2 protein-coding genes are annotated in these 1,362 nt (G+C 61.8%); both read left to right on the top strand.

All coding sequences use genetic code 11. From position 1 onward, the window contains the following. The coding region (locus R3F72_RS18500; protein ID WP_332780474.1) for an arylsulfotransferase family protein at positions 1 to 677 on the top strand (677 nt) is incomplete at its 5' end. 177 nt (positions 678 to 854) lie between these two features. Beyond that, a partial coding sequence (locus R3F72_RS18495) for a biotin synthase BioB (RefSeq protein ID WP_332780473.1) occupies positions 855 to 1,362 on the top strand: 508 nt, incomplete at its 3' end.

Genomic DNA, 1,362 nt, shown 5'->3' with positions numbered 1-1,362 from the left:
TCAACGACCCCATCCACGCCAATGCCGTGGACTACCTGACGGCCGACAAGGCCCGCAACTTCCCGTTCGGTAACGAAGGCGATCTGCTGCTCTCCTTCCGCGAGACCAGCTCGATCGCGGTCTTCGACCCGCGCTCGGGCCAGATCACCTGGGCGACGCGGGGGCCGTGGATTCGGCAGCACGATCCGGACGTGCTGCCCAACGGCGATATCGTGATGTTCGACAATCGCGGCCATTACCACACGCCGGAGGGCGAATCCCGAATTCTGGAATTCGATCCGCGTACCCTGCAGATCACCTGGCAATATGCCGGCACTGCGGAACACCCGCTGGAGAGCGAGATCCGCGGCGACCAGCACCGGCTGGACAACGGCAACACCTTGATCAGCGAATCGGACGGCGGTCGCCTGGTCGAAGTGACGCGCGAGGGGGAGATCGCCTGGGAGTATCTCGTACCGACGCGTGGCGGGCCTAATGGCGACATGATTCCGATCATCGGCTGGTCGCAGCGGCTCGACCCCGGCCAGTTCGATGACGGTTTCAGGCAATCCCTCGATCTCGATGACACGGCGCCGCTTGATTCATCTGTTTCATCCGATTCACCCCCTTCATCTGACAGCGCCGAAGACGGCAAAGACGGCGGAAGCGCTCCCACGGCTCGAACTACCGCCCCCTAGCCGGAGGGCGTTCACGCCCATTTGCCGTCTCGCAATCCGGAAGATTGGGACATTCCCGTCGCCGCCATGTCGTCATCGGCATGGCGGCTTTTGTTAACCTTACTGGTAATTTGAAGTTAACAGGTTACCGTGGCACCATTCAGTCAACTTCATGGATGGAAAAGGTTGACCATTGGCATGACAACGATTTCCTCTCGAACCGGGAATGTTTTCCTGCGCCACGACTGGCAGCGCGAAGAGATCCAGGCGCTGCTGGAACGCCCGTTCAACGATCTGCTGTTTCAGGCGCAAGGCGTGCATCGCCAGCACTTCGATCCCAACGCGGTACAGATCTCCACGCTGCTCTCGATCAAGACCGGCGCCTGCCCGGAAGACTGCAAGTACTGCCCGCAGTCCGGTCACTACAACACCGGGCTCGAGCGCGAGAAGCTGTTGCAGCTCGAAGCGGTGCTGGAAGAGGCGCGCAAGGCCAGGGCGGTCGGTGCCAGCCGCTTCTGCATGGGCGCGGCCTGGAAGCACCCGAGCGCGAAAGACATGCCGCTGGTGCTGGAAATGGTCCGCGGCGTGCGGGCGATGGGGCTCGAAACCTGCATGACACTGGGCATGCTGAGTCGGGAGCAGGCCGAGCAACTGAAGGAAGCCGGGCTCGATTACTACAACCACAACCTGGATACCTCGCCGGAGT

Origin of the sequence: Salinicola sp. 4072, assembly GCF_036663415.1 — a bacterium.
GTDB classification, from domain to species: Bacteria; Pseudomonadota; Gammaproteobacteria; order Pseudomonadales; family Halomonadaceae; genus Salinicola; species Salinicola salarius_A.
This window is presented reverse-complemented; position numbering and strand designations above follow the sequence as displayed.